Below are 14,937 nucleotides of genomic sequence, written 5' to 3'. Positions count from 1 at the left end.
AACTTGCGGGCACTTTTCATATCTAGCAATCCCAAAGTTAGAACTTTCCTATAAAGTAAGAAAGAATTACAGATTCGTGATGCAATGGGCGATATTCTCAAACAGTTACCTCTCGACCTTAGTAAAAAGGAAGATGCTTTTTCCAAAGATTTACTGCTGTTGATGTTAAAGCAATATAACCTGTTTCTGGAATCATTCCAGTTTGCCTGCAAGAATTACAAGGGCAACACGAATGAAGCTGATATTGCAAAAGTAATGGGGTTTGAATCGAATGATGAATATAACGAGATTATGTTTCTCCGGGAGATCACCCACACTGTTAATGTCTTTAACGACATGGCAGATATCGTAAGGCTTTATTCCAAGAAACCAGAAATGGCAGAACAAAGGCTTGAAAATCTTTTATCAGAAGTTTTGTATGAGGATTCCGATTCGGTATAGAACGACAACCGGAGTTATGATATACTTACACGCAAGAAGCATTTCATCAGTTCCGATTGTCTGATATCGAAAGGAGACACACGATTATGGCAAAAGGATCTGTAAGAAAAAAAGGAAAGAAATGGTACTACCGCTTCTATGTAGAAGATGCAAGCGGCAATCTGGTTCAGAAAGAATACGCTGGAACAGAAAGTAAAAGTGAAACGGAAAAACTGCTCCGTCAGGCAATGGACGATTACGAAAGCAAAAAATTCATTGCAAAGTCGGAAAATATTACAATTGGAGAATTACTTGATATATGGGCAGAGGAAGAATTAAAGACCGGTACGCTCAGTAATGGGACAGTCCAGAATTACCTCGGTGCCATTACCAACATCAAGAAGCATCCAATTTCAGAGAGAAAGTTGAAAAATGTAACATCTGAGCATTTACAAGCCTTCTTCGATCTGCTTTCCTTTGGTGGCACTTATCCAGATGGTTCAGAAAGAAAAGGTTATAGCAAAGATTACATTCGTTCTTTCTCGGCAGTATTACAGCAGTCATTCCGATTTGCAGTATCACCAAAGCAATATATCACTTTCAATCCGATGCAGTATATTAAGCTGAAATACCAGACGGATGAGGTTGACCTGTTTTCCGATGATGACATGGATGGCGATATACAGCCAATTCCACGAGAGGATTATGAAAGACTGATTGAATTTCTACAGAATTACAATCCACCGGCAATACTTCCAATCCAGATAGCTTATTATGCAGGACTTCGTATCGGTGAAGCCTGTGGTCTGGCATGGCAGGATGTGAATCTTGAAGAACAGTGCCTTACAATCAGACGCAGTATCCGATATGATGGTTCAAGGCACAAGAATATCATCGGACCAACCAAACGAAAAAAGGTAAGGATTGTTGATTTTGGAGATACACTGGCAGAGATTCTTCGCAATGCCCGAAAGGAACAACTTAAAAACCGAATGCAGTACGGAGAACTTTACCATAAAAACTACTACAGAGAAGTAAAAGACAAAAACAGAGTTTACTATGAGTTCTATCATCTGGACGGAACAGAGAATGTTCCAGAAGATTATAAGGAAATATCCTTTGTCTGCTTAAGACCGGATGGAAGTTTGGAACTGCCAAGCACGTTAGGAATTGTTTGCAGGAAGATTGCTCAGAAACTGGATGGATTTGAAGGATTTCATTTTCACCAGTTGCGACACACCTACACAAGCAACCTTCTGGCAAATGGAGCAGCACCAAAGGATGTGCAGGAACTGTTAGGGCACTCAGATGTCAGTACCACCATGAATGTCTATGCACACTCTACAAGAAAAGCCAAGCGGGAATCTGCAAGGTTACTTGATAAAGTGGCAGGCAATGACTAAATAAAACTTTCCCTTATTTCCCTTACGATTATCTCATAAGGGCAAAAATAAGGGAAAATACATATCGTTTCGCTAATGCACAGGCTGGAAAGCCTGTAAAATAGGGAAAGTTAGAAATATATTTCGGCAAACTAGAATTTGTTTATTTCTTCTTTTTCGGTTTTGGAGCTAATATTATCGAGTAATATTTTTTTATCTTCCATTCTTCTTTTCCTCAAATTCCGATTGAGAAAACGATAAAGACGGAATGTAAACGTATGGAGCGTTTACGAACTTTAAACAATAATATTTAAATATATTATAATAAAAATCCATGTTCCTTAAATTGGAACATGGATTTTGTGGTAATGGGATAATTAATAATTTATATTTCACATGCCACATCATATGCTGATTTAATAGCATGATCAATATTACTTGGACGTTCTCCAGCACAATCACCAATATAGTGAAGTGGGAGAGGACAATCAGAAAGCTCTGGAAGGTTCTTTCTTGCACCAACAGCCATTACAACAAAGTCTGAAGCAATTTCTTCTGTTGATGTATTGTCGTCTATTGTTTTTTCAACAACTACAGAATCATCTTTGATTTCTGATAATTTTGCAGATGTTACTATTTGAACATTATAATGCTCTAATTCACTCATTAGAGTAGGTAGAACAGTGTTGCTTTCTTCTTTTGCAATCTGGTCCATCATTTCAATAATTGTAACCTTACATCCACGTGAAGCCAGATATTCAGCTGTCTCAACACCTACAAGACCACCACCGATTACAGAAACATTACCGAATACGATTTCTTTCTTGGCAAGCACATCCCATGCACTTGTAACAGTTGGAAGATCTTTGCCAGGAACAGGGATTATTGCGTTGTTTGCACCTGTTGCCACAATTACTTCATCGAATGAATTATAATCCTGTGATGTGAATTCTTCACCTAGCCTGAATGTAACATCTAATTCAGGAAGTACATTTGCATAATAATTAATACTTCTCATCATTTCTTCTTTTCTTGGAGGTACACTAGCAATAAGTAACTGACCACCAATCTGAAGTGATTTCTCAAAAATGGTTACACTATGACCTCTTAATGCAGCAACACGTGCAGCTTCAAGTCCAGCAATACCAGCACCAATAATAGCTATTTTCTTTGATGATGCTGCAGGAGTTATATGTCGTGTTGCTTCGTAACCGTTTTCAGCATTAAGTACACAACTTAAGAAAGCACGATTCTGAATATTATCTGTACATCCCTTATTGCACATCATACATGTTCTAACATTACAGCAATGTCCATCTGCGCATTTGTTTGCAAAGTCAGGGTCTGTGAGAAGAGAACGACCTAATCCAATGATATCAGCAGAACCATTTGCAATAACTGCTTCGGCAGCTTCTGGTGTAACGATACGGCCTACTACAGATACAGGAATAGATACAAGCTCTTTTATTTTTTTAGAATAAGAAACCATAAATCCGTATGGCTGTGTTCCCATGGCAGGGATTGTATCACCCATATTTCCTGTATGGTTAGCCTGTGCAACATGTAATGTGTCAACACCGCAAGCTTCTAATTCTTTTGCAAAAATGCAAGCCTCATCTAATGGAAGACCACCTTTTCCTCTAAAACTATTTTCTCCAAGAGGAGTAACTATAGGAAGCTTGTAGTCGATAACCATGTCAGGTACGATTGTTTTTAATCTTTTTACAAGTGTTAATGCAAAACGTGTACGATTAGCCAGGTCACCGCCATATTCATCAGTTCTATGATTTAAAATAGGAGAGCAGAGAGAACCAACAAGACGGTCTCCATGTATTTCAATACAATCAACACCAGCTTCGTGTGCTAAGATAGCACAGTTTTCCATATGCTTTATTATTTCATCAAGTTCTTCTGCAGTTACTTCATTTACAAAGTGCTGCATATCATGGTGAAGTTTAGCTCTTGCTTCCTGCATTTTGCCCTGATGGAACATATCGTTTAAAGCTTTGACATTGTAGTCAGGATGGAATAACTGAATTCCAAGCTTTGCACCATTTTCATGACATGCGTCAGCAAGTTTTTTGAAGCTTTGAACCTGCTCAGGTGAATAAAGCTTTGGTGTAGGAGAGAATGTTGGAAGTGGTGCAACATCTCCAATTACTATATATCCGACACCGCCTTTTGCGAGACGCTCGTAAAAACGAAAACTTTGTTCTCCAATTGAACCATCTTTTTCCTCATATCCTGTTGTAAGTGGTGGGAACATAATACGGTTTTTAAACTCAATATTTCCAACTTTTATAGGCTCTAATAATTTCATTGTTCATACTTCCTTTCAAAGTGAATATACTATTTAAGTGGTGTTAAAAACTCTAACATTAATTTGTCTAATTCTGCTCTTGCAAAAGCACTGGCAAAATTGTGGTTAGCGCCTTCAATCGTTTTATAATTGCATTTTCCATTGTAAAGTGACTCATATCTATGGCATGTTGCATCATCTACCAAATCATCTGCAGTTCCTCTTATAAGGAGGACTGGTCCGTTGTATCCTTCTGCTGACGAGAATGGCTCATAATTAAATAAATCATGATTAAAGGATGTTGGGAAAGTGAGTCCTTCAATATCGGCTTTGGTGATTCCCTGAGCTTCCATGGCTTCAGCACGATCCTTACATCCAAACCACATTCCAGCACCTGGACACATAAGCATGAGAGCATAAGGATTAACAATAGGAGCTGCAGTAGCAGCTGCGTATCCTCCCATACTCTGACCAGATAAGATAATCTTATCTGGATTGGCAAAATCTTGTGTTTTAGTCCAGTTTATAATATCCTCGATATCGTGTAGGATACCTGTAAAGGTCATGTCCTCGAATTCACCATCACTTTCACCATTTCCGTATAAATCAAAACGGACACTGGCAAATCCATGTTCAGCTAAGAATCTGGCTGTGTGAGTATAAATACTTTTGTAACCGCTTTTATTCCCTGTAAAGCCATGTACATTTACAATAGCAGGAAATCTTGTGCCATCTTCTGGAATGTTAACTATTCCGCGTAAGATGTGTCCATCACGGTTTGTGATTTCTACTTGTTTTGTCAATTTAAAATACCTCCGTTTCTAATTTTATTCTGCAGTAGCAGCATTTCGCTTGTCAGCTAAATCCTGTAACATTTCAGCTGTTTTCTCTTTTGTAAGAGGGTAGATAAATTTTAATACCAGAACAGCTAATAAATATCCTACAACATATAAACCTGTATATGTTTTCCAAAGACGTCCTGAGAATGCTTCATTCTGGACAGCTTCATTAACCTGGAATCCAGCAATTGCAAGTGCAAAACTACTCATACTTCCTGATACAGCATTAGCAAGTTTACGGAAAAATGTATATGCTGAGTATACAATTCCTTCATTACGTTTTCCTGTCTGAAGTTCCTGATAATCAATTGCATCATTTACAAGTGCCCAAACTAATACTTGGAAACCACTTACTCCAAGATAGCAGATTCCGTTGATGATAATAAAGAGCATAGGATTTTCAAGTGGGAAGAAGAATAAAATAGCATAAACAACAACTGAGAAAGTTGCACTGTACATAATCCATTCTTTCTTTCCAAATTTCTTAGCAACAAATTTTGTGCCTACGAATGCAATAAGTGACCAGATTACACTTAACATACCTGAAACTGCCATGATGGCAACATTTCCAAAATAATCGCGGAATAAATAAGTATTTAATCCGTTAACCATACCTGCTCCAACAATACCGATAAAGCTTGATAACATAACTCCGAGTAATGCTTTGTTTTTAGTAATATCTTTAATTACCTGGAAGTAGTTAAGCTTTTCTTTTTTCTCAACAACTGGCTCTGTAATAATACGCTCTTTACACCAATGAGATGTAAACATAAGACAGATTAATCCAATAACTGCACAGATTGCTGACATAATAAGGAAATGGCTAGGTACTGGCTGGTTATCTTTATATAAGAATAATGGTCCAGCAATAACGATAACTGTCATAAAAATTGTACCACCAAGACTTCTGAAACGAGAAAGGTCAGTACGTTGGTTAACATCATCAGTCATTACACTTGAAAGACTACCAAATGGAACGCTGACACATGTGTACATAATTTCGTAAACAATATATGTAATGAACATATAAGCAATACGTGCACCATAAGCGAAATTGCTTACGTTAACAAATCCTAATATACAGAGTACTGCAGTTGGAAAAGCAAAGAATTTAATCCAAGGAATAAATTTTCCTTTTCCTTTGTTTTTGTGGCTATCAACAAGTGCACCAATTAAAGGGTCATTTATAGCATCCCAAAACTTTGTAATAAGCATAAGGATTCCTACGTGTACTGGATTAACTTTTAATACCAGTGTATAAAAAATAGCAAGATACATGGCACGGAACTGCTCAGTACAGCAACATCCCAAATCGCCAAGAGTGTAACCAATTTTGTCCTTCATGGAAAAAGGTCTTGTTTCTTTCATGATAATTTACCTCTCAAATTTATATTGTTTTGGTAGCTACAATCTTATTATATTGTGGTTATGCTGATATCCATATACAAATATTGCTTGCAAACTACGAAAAATTGATATATTGTATATTTTGACAAAATGAACAAAAAATATAATAGGAAAGTGTGCAAAATAGACATATGAAAAAGCAAGGCTACAAAATGGAATATTTGAAAATATTGGATAGTACCCAGCGAAGCTTTGGGCAAAAGAAGAGCTATACAATTGTATTTATAGCTGGTGGGATAGGGTATATGCACCAGGAGGATGATAATATTGTATGTACTATGGAGGATTTGATATTTATTAAGCCAGGTAATAAAGTAAAGCTTGAATATCGTAAAAATAAGTATCCTCTTGAAGTTTATGTTCTTTATATAGGTGGAGAACTTTTAAGGAAATTATCAGATGAAGAAACAAGACTTGATGAAGCGTTTGATTTTGTTCCGTATCAAGTTAAGATTGTTCATTCTGAGAGTGAATCGGCTATGCTTATAAAGAATATATCCAAAAAGCTCTATTCGATGAATAATGAGCCGCCTAAATTTGCCCGCTCATTATACGAGAAAAGCCTATTAACTATGATTCTTGTACTTGCACTTCGCTCATCTGTTCAGGAGGATGTACAGATTAAGACGAATAAGAAAAAACACGTTGTAATGGATGATATCTTTATTTATATCAGAGAACATTTGACAGAAGATATCTCGTTGGAGCGCTTGGAAAATGAATTTTATGTAAGCCGTTATCATATAGTAAGAGAGTTTAAAAAAATGACAGGTGAGACACCTCATTCATACATTGTAAAGAGCAGACTTGATTTATGCCGCCATTATATAGAGCAGGGGAAAAGTATTCGCGAGGTATATGCGCTTGGTGGATTTGGAGGGTATAATCATTTTTTTAGAGCATTTAAGAAAGAATATGGTGTTACTCCAATGCAATATTACAATAATTTACAGATTGACAGGAATGAAAAGTAATGATTGTGTTTGTAGAATAAAGCAAATAAGCCCGCAATTAAGCGGGCTTAAAATATGAACGAACACATAGGTGGTTTCTAGTGTAAAATTCCTGTAGACTGTAAGAATAATACAAACATCATAATTGGAGCAACAAAACGAATCATACTGTTGCATATAATTTTCTGCAATGGTTTATAGCAAAATCGATAAAGGAATGTAAAATACTTATAAACAATGATTCCATCTGGAATCACTTCGTCATTTTGCTCACGCAATTTGAAAATAATATTATTATAATTTGCATCCGTATATGTAATGACTAAAACCTTTCTGTATTCCGTGCAAACCTTATTTATTATGTAAGTTGTTTTCCCAGCACCAGCCACTGCTAGCATTAACTTTTTATCCATCTTATAGCCCTCTCAATGTAGTCTGGTACGACTATATCTAGTGCATTCATCAATTGATATGCCGCTTCAGTCTTATTCTTCTTTTACATAGCTTAATTGCGGTCTATTTATCTTGTTTCCTGACTACTCAGGAAAAATATTTCTACCCTCGCCCCACCTGTATTTTCAGAATTTGAAAGTTTAATCCCTCCGCCATATTTTTCAGCCACAGTTTTTGCAAAAAATAGTCCCATCCCATAATGGGCTTCGCCATTTCTACTTGTGTCATCCATAAAAAACTGCTCTGTGCCATGCAATAATGCTTCTTTTGTAAATCCTGATCCGCTATCCTCCACAATGAATGTCAGCCGGCCATCCTGCTCCTTTGCGTCAATATAAATGATTCCATTTTCTTTTGTATGCTCCACTGCATTCTGAATCATATTCATTACGGCCCGGAACATTGGATCATAAGCAATCGTTACCTTTTTATCACTTTGTCCCGCCTTCCAATCTATTTTCTGGTGATAGATTTCTACCAGTCCGAGTGCCTGTTCCTTTATATCTGCGAAAAAATCTTCTAACCTCACCGTTGTATAGGTAACATCACTGCAATTCCATGATTTTGTGACATCTATCAACTGTTTTACATAACTTTGTATCTGTGTTGTGCCGTTCAAAACATAAGTGATATTATTCTTCTGTTCTGTGGTCAGTTCAGTCTCTGAAAGTAGTTCTGCATTTCCCCGTACAATCGTAAGAGGTGTTTTAATATCATGCGCCAAAGCAGACATCTGTTGTTTCTTTTCCTGCTCTGTTTTCCACTGCTTTTCTAAAGATTCTCGCAATGCATCTCGCATATCATCGATTGCCGATAAACAGTCATCAAACTCTTTGATACCGGAACAGGATGTCTCATATTCCAGATTTTGATCCTTTATTTGTCTGATTGCGTCTAATACAGGCTGCATCTGCTTTTTGATTCTTTTTCCAAAACGTATGGACGGAATGATGATAATCGCTACCGCTCCAATCACTGACATAATACTCATCACATTCTGTGGTCCTATAAAATGCTCCCTCAAAAAAGCTGAATGATATTGAGGTGTCAGGCGATATTGCAATACAACATATTCATTTTCCCTTACAATTACTTTATAAAAATATTTCCCGGATGCGTTTCCGTACTTTGCAACATTCCATGCTATCTGTTCGTATTGTTCTGACAGATCTCCACCTATTTTCTCTCCATTCTCTGAAAAGATTACATAATCACAAAGTGCAGGAATCATCTCAGCAGTTACTTTATCCGCACGTAAAATCGTATCATATGCTTCATTAATCTTTTGCTCTGCATAATTCGCCGGATAGATACAGCCCACACTAATCAAAAGGTACAGCAGCAGCCAAGCAACAATCACCAAACCTACTAATGATCCAAGCATGACCAGTACATATCTCATAAAAATCCAGCTGAGTGCATTGCTTCTCTTTACTCTTCCCATTTATATCCAATCCCCCAGACTGTTTTTATCGGTGTATAATCATAATCCGCAAATTTTGCTCTTATATTTTTGATATGCGTGATAATGGTACTGTCATTACTCTCACTGTCAAAACCAAAGACCTCTTCTAAAATCTGTTCTTTCGAGAAAACCTGTCCCCTGTTTTTAGCCAGGAATTCACAAATTTCGTACTCCGCTTTCGTAAGAGGAAGTTCCTTATCATCAACCAATAGTTTCTTTTGAGATATTTGAATACAGACCCTCCCCAAAACCATCCGGACAGAATGTTCCCTGTGCTCTCTTCTAAGATGTGCATTGATCCTTGCCCGAAGTTCCATCACTCCAAATGGCTTTGAAATATAATCATCTGCTCCTAAAGAAAGTCCGTTTACCAGACTGTTTTCCTCCGTTTTTGCCGTAAGAAACAAAATCGGACAATCCACAAGTGCCCTGATTCTTTTGCATAATTCGAAGCCATCAATTCCAGGCATCATAATGTCCAGTAAAATCAGGTCATAACGATGTAATTCTTCCATATTAATTTTTAGTGGATTACTTACTTTGGTAACCAGATGTCCATCCTTATTCAAAATGCTTTCTATCATTTCCAAAATTGCCGGTTCATCATCAACTACCAGTATTTTTGCCATAGTTTCCCTCGATTCTATTCCGATATTCTGTTTCCTTCCCAGTGGTTTACCCACCAAAAATAGTATACCATACTAATCCCTGTAAATATTAAGCAACCTGGTATGAATGACAACCATTCACCTACACTAGTTTCTCCCAATACAGATTGCAGATAAGTATATGGTACTCTACCCGTCCAGCAGACAAATACATATTTCCACACATAATCTCCAAGTCCGGTAAGCATCAATGCACTAATTAGTCCTGATATAATCCCTGCTCCAATGGATACCCCTTTTCCAAACTGAAAAGCCAGAATCAGCTGCCACAGATAAAGTGGAACACTGCTTCCCCACAGCAGCAATGCTGCAAATATACATCCTTTCATGATTTCGATATCGCTTGATGCGATTCTTCCAAATCCAATTCCGAATATGATTGCTGTCAATAGGATAGAGCACAGACACAAAACCAGTAGCATCAACAGTTTCGATAAAAATGCTGCAGGTTTATCCGGTAAAGACAACAGATTTTGAAAATCACCTGCATTTTGTTCCTGTTCCATCACACTTGCTGTAAAAATTCCAATAAGTACCGGAAGTCCTGCTCCTATTGCCTGATAAAATGCAATCACTTTCATATTTTCATTCCATGGTGAAAAAAAATAATATATTAAAAATATAACGCTGGTTATAATCGGAATCAGTAAGTGTGCCAGAATCACAGATGTTCCTTTCATCTTTCGCAAGTCTGCATTAAGAGATCTTCCAATCATCTTATTTCACCTCTCTTCTCTCAAACCATTTCAAAAACAGAACCGTTACAAAAACAAACCAGATGATTGAGAGACACATTCCCGGAACAATGACTCCCGTATCCAAAAGAGGATTCCCTGCTTCTGCGGCAAGTCCATTTGGTAAAACATGAAGCAACGGGCACATCATTCGCATAGGGATTGCAGAAACAAGTACATACCAGATTCTGGTTTGTGATATTACCACACCGCTGACGGTAATAAACAGGCAGACGAACAGGTTTACAATCATTCCAAATCGTTCACTTAAAAATAAAGCTACCGGAATCTCCCATAACTCAGAAACCGTCAGAAACAATACTGCAATCAACGCTCCTCCAACTGGAACATGTGTCGTTAGAAGAAAGCCTCCAAGCGTTGCTCCTGCAAACACAATCACATTAGAAAACAAAATCATGTACCCAATATAAATAATTTTCCCCAGCAACAATTTTCTTCTGTCTGTGGGAATAGTCATTAAATGATAGTATTTTATCTTTTTCTCCTGCGCCACAGAAAGATAACAAAATAGAGCAATCATCCCCGGCAGCAAAAGTGTATACCACCAGTTCCAAACACTTTCTGCATAAGCATTTGTCATCCCAAGAGTAAATATAAATGCCATGACAAACGTAAGAAGAGGAAATCCCCAGATAAACTTTTTTCGCATGGTTCTTTTGGCTTTTTGATGTTCTGCTTTTATAATATTAACCATGGATTTCACCTGCTTTCTGGTTTTTTCTTACCACATTCATAAACAAATCTTCAAGATTATCCCCCTGCTTTAATGCTCCTTCGTATCCTAAGATTCCACCTGAAATAATCCCGACTTTATCTGCAAGTAACTGTACCTCTGAGAGAATATGACTGGAGAGAATTACAGTGATTCCCTGTTCCGGAAAAGACCGGATCAGCTCTCGTAATTCCTCGATGCCTATTGGATCTAATCCATTCGTAGGTTCATCCAATATCAAAAGTTCCGGTTCTCCAAGCAATGCCATTGCAATGCCTAGTCTTTGCTTCATTCCCAAAGAAAACTGTCCTGCTTTCTTCTTTCCGGTGTTTGTAAGTGATACAATCTGCAAGACCTCATCAATTCTGTTTTCATCTGTACCAAGCAATAATTGTCTTACCTTCAAATTCTCTCTGGCGGAAAGATTTTCATAAATAGGCGGATTTTCAATTAACGCTCCTATTTTTGATAAATCTTTCCTATCCAAAAGTTTTCCATCAAAGTAAATCTTTCCTGCAGTTGGTTTCATCATACCAGTCAACATTTTCAATGTGGTAGATTTTCCCGCACCATTCGGTCCAAGCAGTCCATAAATCTGTTTCTTTTCTATATTAAGTGAAACATTATTTACCGCTTTCTGCTTTCTAAAATATTTACACAAATTTTGTGTCTGCAACATCATTTCCATCTTTACTATCCTTCCATATTTCATTTCTTACTGAAATATAACCTAACAGAAAAAAATAAAGATTTGATGAAGATTGCTAAATAATTCGTCTACTCTATTTTTATTCTCGTATGGAATAAACCATCAATTGAATATCATTATCAGAACTCGGCTTTCCACTGAAATCAGCAAAGCTGTTACAAATACGAATGCTGCTTTGTCATATCGTGCTCAATCTGCACATAATATTCATCTTCCACCTGTTCTACGAAGATTTTATGATGTTCGTCTGTCTCCTCAGCTGTTATCCAGCGCCCTTGGTGCTCCAAATCATTCTTATATCAGTCAAATTAAATGAAGGTACTGACTCAGATATTCTGATGTTTTTTACAGCAGAGTGTTTGAACCGGTACCTTCTTGTGTTATCATATCAAAGTTACAAGAATAGCAGGTATCTCCCCGACCAAAGTTTGACACCTGCTATCATAACAATCCGATGCACCACTACATCCTTAAACAGGGAGATGCTGCACCAACGCTACTCATATATTATCAGAATCCATGTTTTACAGCATCATTTTATGAATAAAATATAATCACTCAGCTTGTCATTGAGGTAATTAATTGTTGTACCAGTCCCTTGGTACAAGATTATCATCACTTGACCACCAATCCTCACAGACAAATTTTCTAAAAAAATCATCTTTCAAGTCTGCATGATCAACAATGATTACTTGTAGTTTTCCTTTAGCTTCATTTGTACGATTAATAATAAACTGATACATTTTGTCAACTTCATTCCAATCTATCTGTTTTTCATCCATTTCAGATGGAAAATAAACTTGGGATGGCTGGTCAAGAAATAAAAATCTTGGAACAGGGCGATTGGCATTGATAAAAAAATGCTGCAATGCAAAATATGAAATAAGATGAACACCCACCCAGTTCGAACCGCTTCCCAATTGCTTGAGTGGCACAGGTCTTTCTGGCTTATCTACAACAACCGTTACCTTATTCATATCCAATCTATATGGATTGTCACAATGTTCTAATTGCAACTCCTTAGCCCATTTTGTCATATCCTCTTGTATTCTTGAAAGTGCTGACTGTTTGCGTTCTTCCACAGATTCTCTATCAAGAATATTATCAATCTCTTCTATGCACTTCTCAATCTTTTTTACAATTTGTTCTTGTTTTTCTGACTCTGTATCATTTTTAACACTTTCAACCCAAAGACTAATTCGTCCAACAACTTTACCTCTTCGTGCATTTATATCCCGTAATCGTATTCGTTCTTCTTCTTGCTGATATATTCCATCAATTTCTGCTTCTAACAATCTAATTTCTTCACGTTTATTTTCCCGTTCTTGCTCCAAATTATCAATATATAACCGAAGCTTCGGTTGCTCACGTGTTACATTTGCTATTGACTTATCCAAATTGACAATAGAAGCCTTTATCATTTCTACACTAGGAAGTGGTTGCTCTAATACCCCCGAACATAATGGACATTTATCTGGATTAAAATCTAATTGCTCAAAAAGTCCTATTGATTCAAGTCGCATCTTCTGGTGTTGTGCTTCACTAAAATATCCTGTGGTTTCTCCAATAAACTTTTTAGCATTATCAATATTAATCCCTATCTCACTAAACTCATCTCTCATTTCTTGAAGTCTACTTTGTAAAAAGGTAAGCCGATCCATTCCATCACTATGTACTACATTATTGGGCGTCCAATTCATAGTAGCTTGTAGAATAGAAAACATCTCCTGATAATTCTGATAATCTATCTGTACTTTTTCATCAAGAAGACCAACTTGACGAGCTTCAGCAATTAATGAAATTGCTCGGTCTGAACCACCTCCCATTAAATTTCGATTTTCTTCAAGCTTACGTTTTTCAAGTATCAATCTACGTTTAAGTATACTTCGTTCATTTTCCATAGCTAAAGCCTCTTCACTAATGGCTCCTAGAAAATAAGCACTAGTATCTTTTATAGCTTGTGTAATGAAATCATCTGACTGATGATGAAACAAAAAGTTCTTTGCTGCAATTTCATCTTGTCCCTGAAAGCAATAATATAGTGCATGTCTTATATTCGCTGCTAACGGTAATCTACTCTGCCCCTCAGGCGGTGTATATAAATTTTCTGAAATTCCAATTCGCTTAGTCAGTTCTTCTTCAATTCCTGATACATTTGTATTAGAAACAAAATCACATACTTTAGGAACTTCGATTTTTTCTCCTACTTCAATATAACAAAATCCTGTTGTTTGTTGACCCTTATCTGGATTTTTACGTGCCACAAATACACGCTCATGTTCAAATTGCAACAACAAACCATACCATGCAACATTGTCACGGACTACTCCGTCTGCAATATTACAAGATTCACCACCCAAGCAATAGTCAATAATATCACCTACTACTGATTTTCCTGATTTAGATTTACCAGTAATAATATTTACCTTTCCCAATTCAAAAGGCAAGTGGCGCACCTTTCCATTATAACCATAAATCACCAACTCACGTATCTGCATTATGGTCTCACCCCCAACTCGATATATATTGTTTCAACTTTTCCCGCTAACGCAAACCACTTAGCAATATGTTCCCCTTTTTTAAGACAATCTGAAATTTCTTCATCAACAAATTTTGTTTTACTTAGAATTCTTGAAGTTGATGATATCTCCAATTCTCCATTTTCTGTCAAACGGATTTTTCCTGTTTGAAGGAGAAATTCAACAGATTCATTTGTTATTGGGACTAATTCTCTTGCTCTTTTGGGAAAGTCAATCAACAATTGCGGATATCGCTGAATCCATACCAGCAATTGAGTTCGACTATTTATATTCATCCTAGTATACTGTATCATTGAAATTTAGTATATCTGCCACTTTAATTAAAAAGTGACAGA

13 protein-coding genes and 1 pseudogene are annotated in these 14,937 nt (G+C 36.8%); 3 read left to right on the top strand and 11 right to left on the bottom strand.

The window, feature by feature from the left end:
* Positions 1-57: 57 nt before the first annotated feature.
* Positions 58-441 (top strand): annotated as a pseudogene (locus DW650_RS18515) (helix-turn-helix domain-containing protein); the annotation flags it as partial.
* An 86-nt stretch (positions 442-527) separates the two neighbouring features.
* Positions 528-1,823: a tyrosine-type recombinase/integrase gene (locus DW650_RS18510; RefSeq protein WP_003505396.1), complete on the top strand. Its 1,296-nt coding sequence runs from the start codon at positions 528-530 to the stop codon at positions 1,821-1,823.
* A gap of 364 nt (positions 1,824-2,187) precedes the next feature.
* On the opposite strand, the gene bilR is transcribed toward DW650_RS18510, so the two are convergent.
* Genes bilR through DW650_RS18495 form a run of 3 tightly spaced genes read right to left on the bottom strand, consistent with a single transcriptional unit; the run spans position 2,188 to position 6,308 of the window.
* Positions 2,188-4,122, bottom strand: coding sequence for a bilirubin reductase, long form (bilR, locus tag DW650_RS18505; RefSeq protein WP_118210794.1), 1,935 nt, complete (start codon positions 4,120-4,122; stop codon positions 2,188-2,190).
* A gap of 29 nt (positions 4,123-4,151) precedes the next feature.
* On the bottom strand, positions 4,152-4,904 hold the full coding sequence (locus DW650_RS18500) for an alpha/beta hydrolase (protein WP_006858440.1): 753 nt from the start codon (positions 4,902-4,904) through the stop codon (positions 4,152-4,154).
* Between the two features lie 24 nt (positions 4,905-4,928).
* Entirely contained in the window at positions 4,929-6,308 is a 1,380-nt protein-coding gene (locus tag DW650_RS18495) for an MFS transporter (RefSeq protein ID WP_006858441.1), read from the bottom strand.
* Positions 6,309-6,478: 170 nt separating this feature from the next.
* Between DW650_RS18495 and DW650_RS18490 the strand changes: the two genes are divergently transcribed.
* The gene (locus tag DW650_RS18490) at positions 6,479-7,321 is read left to right on the top strand and encodes a helix-turn-helix domain-containing protein (protein WP_118210793.1); all 843 of its coding nucleotides are present in this window, start codon (positions 6,479-6,481) and stop codon (positions 7,319-7,321) included.
* Positions 7,322-7,398: 77 nt separating this feature from the next.
* Here DW650_RS18490 and DW650_RS18485 read toward each other — a convergent pair whose 3' ends face one another.
* The 8 genes from DW650_RS18485 to DW650_RS18450 all read right to left on the bottom strand — a co-directional run bounded on the left by DW650_RS18485 (position 7,399) and on the right by DW650_RS18450 (position 14,877).
* A complete protein-coding gene (locus tag DW650_RS18485; RefSeq protein WP_117920244.1) occupies positions 7,399-7,713 on the bottom strand; it encodes a hypothetical protein in 315 nt (104 codons plus the stop codon).
* A 107-nt stretch (positions 7,714-7,820) separates the two neighbouring features.
* On the bottom strand, positions 7,821-9,197 hold the full coding sequence (locus DW650_RS18480; RefSeq protein ID WP_118210792.1) for a sensor histidine kinase: 1,377 nt from the start codon (positions 9,195-9,197) through the stop codon (positions 7,821-7,823).
* Complete coding sequence (locus tag DW650_RS18475; RefSeq protein WP_118210791.1) at positions 9,185-9,847, bottom strand: response regulator transcription factor; 663 nt, start codon at positions 9,845-9,847, stop codon at positions 9,185-9,187. Before DW650_RS18475 ends, DW650_RS18480 begins: the two co-directional genes overlap by 13 nt.
* 14 nt (positions 9,848-9,861) lie before the next feature.
* Positions 9,862-10,602, bottom strand: coding sequence for a lantibiotic immunity ABC transporter MutG family permease subunit (locus tag DW650_RS18470; RefSeq protein WP_005330844.1), 741 nt, complete (start codon positions 10,600-10,602; stop codon positions 9,862-9,864).
* A gap of 1 nt (position 10,603) precedes the next feature.
* The gene (locus tag DW650_RS18465) at positions 10,604-11,335 is read right to left on the bottom strand and encodes a lantibiotic immunity ABC transporter MutE/EpiE family permease subunit (RefSeq protein ID WP_004853398.1); all 732 of its coding nucleotides are present in this window, start codon (positions 11,333-11,335) and stop codon (positions 10,604-10,606) included.
* Positions 11,328-12,041 carry a lantibiotic protection ABC transporter ATP-binding protein gene (locus DW650_RS18460; RefSeq protein WP_044999424.1) on the bottom strand — a complete coding sequence of 238 codons (714 nt, stop codon included), beginning with the start codon at positions 12,039-12,041 and terminating at the stop codon, positions 11,328-11,330. Before DW650_RS18460 ends, DW650_RS18465 begins: the two co-directional genes overlap by 8 nt.
* A 599-nt stretch (positions 12,042-12,640) precedes the next feature.
* On the bottom strand, positions 12,641-14,560 hold the full coding sequence (locus tag DW650_RS18455; protein ID WP_118210790.1) for a DUF3732 domain-containing protein: 1,920 nt from the start codon (positions 14,558-14,560) through the stop codon (positions 12,641-12,643).
* Entirely contained in the window at positions 14,560-14,877 is a 318-nt protein-coding gene (locus tag DW650_RS18450; RefSeq protein ID WP_147403025.1) for a three component ABC system middle component, read from the bottom strand. Before DW650_RS18450 ends, DW650_RS18455 begins: the two co-directional genes overlap by 1 nt.
* Between the last annotated feature and the right edge of the window lie 60 nt (positions 14,878-14,937).

Source organism: Roseburia sp. AM23-20 (assembly GCF_003470905.1).
Classification (GTDB): domain Bacteria; phylum Bacillota; class Clostridia; order Lachnospirales; family Lachnospiraceae; genus Roseburia; species Roseburia rectibacter.
This window is presented reverse-complemented; position numbering and strand designations above follow the sequence as displayed.